Genomic DNA, 6675 nt, shown 5'->3' on the forward strand with positions numbered 1-6675 from the left:
ACGTGATCCTCACGGCCGTGAGCCTCGAGGCTGATGAGCGAATCCTCGGTGTCCACTCCGTTGGCGCGACGCCAGGCACCGATCGCCAGCGCCAAACCCGCCATCAGTCCGTCGTTGACACTGCCGTGAAATTTTTCCGGGACAGTGGTCAGCAACGCCTCGGTGACGTCCGCGGGCAGTTCGACCTCGACGCGATCGACGGTCGAATAGACGTCGACCGTCGGGTCGAGAGGCCGGGATCCGACCAGTGGATCCGATCCGCTCAGTGTGTCTTCCCACATCGAGAGTTCGCGACGGCGGGATTCTGCCGTCTCGACCAACCCGTGGGCCCACCGACGCATGGACGTTCCGACGGGCAACAGCGCAGCCTCGTCCCCCGCATTGATCTGCGACCACGCAGTTGCGAGATCGGGAACGAGCACACGCCAGGACACACCGTCGACGACGAGGTGATGCGCGACGATCAGCAGGCGTCCCGAGTCGGTCTCCGAGGCGAACCATACGAATTGAATCATGGCGCCCGACGCTGGATCGAGTCGTGCTGCGGCCCTGTCGAGTTCGGCCGCTGCCAAAGACGAGAACTTGTTCCCGGTCGTCGAATCGACGGTGACTCGATGCAGTACTGCTGCTGCGGCGACGGAGCCGACCGGCTGGACATCCATCGTCCATGCGGCGTCGTGGTGACGAAGACGCGCGCGCAGCATGTCGTGGTGATCGAGCACAGCCTGCACCGTGCCTTCGAGAGCAGATCGGTCGATGCCGCTGGGCATCGACAGCAATGCCGTCTGCGTGTGGCGATCGAATACTTGCGTTCGATCGATCATCCATCTGGTGATGGGAGTAAGAGGAACTTCACCGACACCGCCCCCGGGCAACTCGTCGAGAACGGCGACCGACGCACTGTCCGCTGCGAGCGCCACTTCGGCCAGAGCTGCGACCGTCTTGCGTTCGAACACGTCCCTCGGGGTCAGGACGAGCCCGGCAGCCTTGGCCCGGGCCACCAGCTGGATGGACATGATGCTATCGCCGCCGAGCGCGAAGAAGGAGTCGTCCACTCCGACGTTGTCGAGCTGAAGCACCTCCGAGAACAAGCCCGCCAGGAGCTTCTCGACCTGCGTATTTGCACTCCGGGTCGATTCCGAATGGTGATCGAACGTCGGATCAGGGAGCGCTCTGCGGTCGAGCTTGCCCGCAGGAGTGAGAGGTATCGACTCCAGCACGACGAACGACGTCGGAATCATATGGGAGGGCAACGAGTCGGCGACATGGTTGCGCAACACCTGGGTGTCCACGCTGCCGCCCGAGGCGGGAACGAACCATGCGACGAGGATCGTGTTGCCTGCAGGGCCTTTCACGCCTGCGGTCGTCACGAACTCGACCGCAGGGTGCGCCGCGAGAACGGCGTCTATCTCGCCCAACTCGATCCGGAAACCACGTACCTTGACCTGCGAATCGCTGCGTCCCACAAATTCCAGTGCGCCACTGCGATTCCACCGCACCACATCGCCGGTGCGGTACATGCGGCTGCCTGGGTCCCCGAACGGGTTCGCAACGAAGCGTTCGGCTGTCAGCGGGTGACGACCGTGGTAGCCGCGGGCTAGGGCAGGTCCCGCCAGATACAGTTCACCTGGCACACCCACCGGGACGGGCTTCATGCGATTGTCGAGCACTACCTCGGCGAAACCGATTGTCGGTGAGCCGATGTCGACCGGCGCCCCCGGTTGGAGCTGGTCGCTGATCGAGGAGAAGATCGTCGCTTCCGTGGGCCCGTACGCGTTGAACATCTTTCGGCCTGGGGCCCACCGTGCGACCAGATCGGGAGGACACGCGTCTCCTCCGGTCGCGATGACGCGTAGTGCCGTCAGACCGGTCGGATCCACCGACGCCAATGCCGCCGGTGTCACGAATGCGTGCGAAACGTCCTGATCTTTCATCAACTGGGCCAGATCCGGGCCGCCGTACATGTCGGGTGGTGCGATCACCATCGTCGCGCCCGCGCCGAAGGCCAGCATGAACTCGAGAATGGACGCGTCGAAACTGGGGGAAGCGAAAGCAAGAGTGCGGCAACCGGGTGACACCTCGAACCGAATTCGTTCTTCGGCAGCCAGATTCGCCAGACCGCGGTGGGTGACGACGACGCCCTTGGGCACCCCCGTGGAACCCGATGTATAGATCAGGTACGCGGCGTCGTCCAAGTGAAGCGGTTCGACTCGATCTGCATCCGTGACGGGTTCGTCCGAGAATTCTGCTGTGACGGATCGGAACCGGGGGTCGTCCACGACGATCCACACCGTGGAATCGGACAGCATCGCGAGCGACGCGGTGTCCGCCATTGTCGTCAGGCCGAGCGCCACGCCGGAATCGCTGATCATGTGCGTGATGCGATCCGCAGGATACGTCGGGTCGACAGGGAGGAATGCTGCTCCTGCCTTTGCCGTTGCCCACACGGCAACGATCGCCTCGTAGCTACGGGGCAGCGCGAGCGCAACGACGTCGCCGGGACCGACCCCATGATCGGTGATCATGCGTGCCAACTGCGACGAGCGTGAATCCAGTTCCCCGTAGCTCATGACGCCACCGTCGAACACGAGTGCCTGCGACGAGACCCCGGCTGCAGTGACGGCGTCGGCGAGAATGTCCGGCAGTAGTCGGGGCGCAACGGATTCGGGCCCACGAACCGGGGTCAGCGCGCCGTGCTCGTCCGGAGACAGCAGATCGACGTCACCGACTGCGACGCTGGGATCGGTGGTCACGGCGCTCAGAATTGCAGTGAACCGCGTCGCGAACGTCCGCACCGTGGATTCATCGAACAGATCAGTCGCGTACCGGAACGACGCCTCGATGCCGGCATGGTTGCCTGCGGAATCGAACGACTCGGAGACGGTCAGCTGAAGGTCGAAGTTCGCGACATCGTTCGCGAGCTCCATTGCTTCCACGTTCAGGCCCGGAAGTTCGATAGTGGGGCGGTCGGTATGTTGGAACTCGAGCATGACCTGGAACAACGGTGTATGCGCGGTGGACCGGGCCGGATCGAGAGCATCGACGACACGTTCGAACGGTATGTCCGAGTGTGTGAATGCAGCCAGGTCTGTGGAACGAACTTCGGCGAGAAGGTTCTCGAAGGATCCTGCTGGGTCCACCTCGGTGCGGAGCACCAGGGTGTTGACGAACATTCCGACCAGCTCGTCGAGTGCCGCGTCCCCACGGCCGGAGATCGGCGTGCCTATCGAGATGTCGGTGGACGCCGACAAGGCCGACAGCAGCACCGTCAGCGACGCATGGACGATCATGAAGACACTGGAATCGTGGCTCGAAGCCAGCTCTGCCATCCGCTCGTGTACGACGGAGTCGACGGAGAATTCCACCTGGGAGCCGCGGAACGAGGACTCCGTCGGGCGTGGTCGGTCGGTCGGGAGTTCGAGCACTTCCGGCGCCCCTGACAGCGTATCGACCCAGAATGCCAATTGAGCAGACATGAGCGACGAGGGGTCGGACTCCGACCCGAGGAACTCGCGTTGCCAGAGTGAGTAATCCGCGTACTGCACCGGCAGAGGCGAGGTGGTGGGGGCTTCCCCCTGCATCCGCGCGCTATATGCCACGATCAAGTCGCGTGCCAGTGGCGCCGTGGAGAACCCGTCGGACGAGATGTGGTGGACGACGAAGGCGAGCACATGTTCGTTCTCGTCGATCTCGATGAGTCGCGCTCTGACCGGAACGCTGCTCGACACGTCGAAGCCGGTAGTGACGACCTCGGCTACCAGTTCGTGCACCCGCGAATCGGACTCGGCGCGCACCGCGGTGAGATCGGGCAACGCCTGGTGCGACTCGAGAATCGACTGAACCGGACCGTCGTCGGTGAGCGGAAACACGGTTCGCAGGGACTCGTGTCGGTCGACGACGTCCCCGACCGCGCTTCGCAGCGCATCCAGGTCCAGTCGCCCGGTCATGCGCATGGCGAACGCCACGTTGTACGCAGCGGACGTCGTGTCGAATTGGTTGATGAACCACATCCGCTGCTGCGCGAGCGATACCGGGACTGCCGCTGGTCGATCGATCGGAACGAGGGACGGTTTCGAATCGGTCCGGTGGCCCTGTGATTCCACTGTCGATGCCAGCGCACGGACAGTCGGAGCGTCGAACAGGTCCCGGACGGTCAGTGACGATCCGACTGCGGTGTTGATCCTGGCCACCAGCCGCATTGCGACCAACGAGTTGCCACCGGCCGCGAAGAAGTTCTGCGTGACGCCGATCTGATCACCGCCGAGAAGGTCAGCGAACTCTGCCGCGATGATCTCCTCGACCGGATTCGACGGTGCCACGATTTCGTCGTCGGACAATGCGAACATCGGTGACGGCAGCAGCTTTCGGTCGAGCTTGCCGCTGGCGTTCAACGGAAACTCGGACAGTTCCATCACGAGCGACGGCACCATGTACGCCGGAAGGGATTCCGCAACCGCATCGGTGAGAACTGTTGCTTCGAAGACGGAATCGCGGCTAGGCACGACATAGGCCACGAGAATCTCGCCGGTGGAGACGGTGCTGTGGACGAGTGCGACGGCTTGTGCGACGGAGGGATGTCGCAACAGAGCGGCCTCGATCTCCGGCAATTCGATTCGCAGTCCGCGCAGCTTGACCTGAAAATCGGTTCTGCCGATGTACTCGATGTTGCCGTCTGCGCGCCATCGAACGAGGTCACCGGTGCGATACATCCGCGTGCCTGGCTCACCGTACGGGTCGGCGACGAATCGATCCGCAGTCAGATCTCCGCGCCCCACGTATCCGCGTGCGAGTTGTATACCCGCCAGGTACAACTCGCCGGGTGCACCGATAGGCGCAGGCTTCAGCGAGGCATCGAGCACGAACACACGTGTGTTCCATACCGGTGCGCCGATAGGAATCGACGTCAGTTCCGTTGTGGCACAGTGGTAATAGGTGACATCGACGGCCGCCTCTGTCGGTCCGTACAGATTGTGCAGAGACGCATCCGAGAAGCCGACGAACGCGTCGACCGTCGCGGGTGGCAGTGCTTCGCCGCTGCAGAACACCAGGCGAAGTGAGTTGCAATCCTCTGGATGCGCGCCGTCGACGAACACGGCGAGCATCGACGGAACGAAGTGCACCGTGGTGATGCGCTCGCGCAGGATCACTCGGGACAGATATTCTGGGTCGCGGTGCCCGTCGGGCGTCGCGATCACCAGTTTCGCGCCGACCTGGAGTGCCCAGAAGAACTCCCACACGGACACGTCGAAAGTAGCCGGAGTCTTCTGCAAGACAGTGTCCGACGGTTCGAGCTTGTACTCGTTCTGCATCCACAGCAGTCGGTTGACGATTGCCTCGTGGGTGACCGCCACACCCTTCGGACGACCTGTCGAACCCGAGGTGTAGATGACGTAGGCAGTGTTGCGGCCGGAGACGGTACCGAGCCGGTCACCTGCGCCCAGAGGTGTCGTCGACCTGTCGGACACGTCGATGAGGTCGATTGCGAGCACCGGCGTCGCCACCGAGACGTCGATCCAATCTCGGCTGGTCGTCAGAATGCACACCGGGCGTGCGCTGTCGAGTACATACGCGGACCGATCGACCGGGTGATCGGGATCGATCGGCACGTACGCGCCACCGGCTTTGACGATCGCATACATTCCGACGACGAGGTCGACGGAGCGTCGGATAGCCAGCCCCACATGGGATTCGGGTCCAACTCCCAACGACACCAAGTGTCGCGCGAGTTGGTTGGCGCGTTCGTCCAGTTCTCGGTAGGTCACATGTTCGTCGTCGAAGACCAGCGCGATCGAGTACGGGCTCCGCGCGACCTGCAGGTCGAACAGGCTGTTGAGTGTCGGATCGGTTCCGACGACGGCGGGAAGCGCGTGGTCGGTCGAATTCCACTTCTGGAGTACGGTTTCCCGTTCTCTGATCGACAGTATGTCGACATCACGCAGCGGTGCGGTAGGCGCTTCGGAGATGGATCGCAACAGTCGAAGAAATCGGTCGACGAAATTGTCGATCGTGGCAGCCTCGAACAGAGCGGTCGAGTACGTGAATGCTGCGCTCGAAGAGCCGCTGGCCGACACCTGCTCGTCGACGCGCAGCTGCAGGTCGAATTTGGTAGTTCCGGTATCGAGTTCGTCGAATTCGACGAGAAGGTTCGGTAGTTCGAGGTGTGCTGTTTCGTTGTTCTGGAATTCGAGGAGTACCTGGAACAGCGGTGAGTGATCGGTGGAGCGTGTCGGTGCGAGGGTGTCGACGAGCCGCTCGAAGGGGATGTCGGTGTTGTCGAATGCGGCCAGATCTGCGGCGCGCGTCGCGGCGAGCAGTTCGGTGAACTTGGCGTGCGGGGATACCAGTGTGCGCAGGACCAGGGTGCCGACGAACATGCCGACGAGGTGGTCCAGTCCGGCTTCGCCGCGGCCTGCGATCGGGGTTCCGATCACGATGTCCTCGGTGCCACTCACCCGCGCGAGAAGCAGCGCCAGTGCAGAGTGCACGACCATGAACAGAGTTGCATCGTTGTCGGCGCCGAGTCGCGCGAGATCGCTACGAAGTTCGGCTGGGATCTCGAAACGCCGCGTGGCGCCTGCGATCGATTGTTGGCTCGGGCGTGGTCGATCGATCGGCAACGGCAACAGATCCGGCACATCCGCCAACACCTGCGACCAGAACCCCAACTGCCGAGCC

Annotated in this window: 1 protein-coding gene; it reads right to left on the bottom strand. The window is 63.0% G+C overall.

Features of this window, described 5'->3' with window-relative positions; all coding sequences use genetic code 11:
* Positions 1–6675 (bottom strand): non-ribosomal peptide synthetase (locus A2J03_RS23950; RefSeq protein ID WP_156520563.1); only part of this gene is annotated, 6675 nt, incomplete at both ends.

Source organism: Rhodococcus sp. EPR-157 (assembly GCF_001647195.1).
Classification (GTDB): Bacteria; Actinomycetota; Actinomycetes; order Mycobacteriales; family Mycobacteriaceae; genus Rhodococcoides.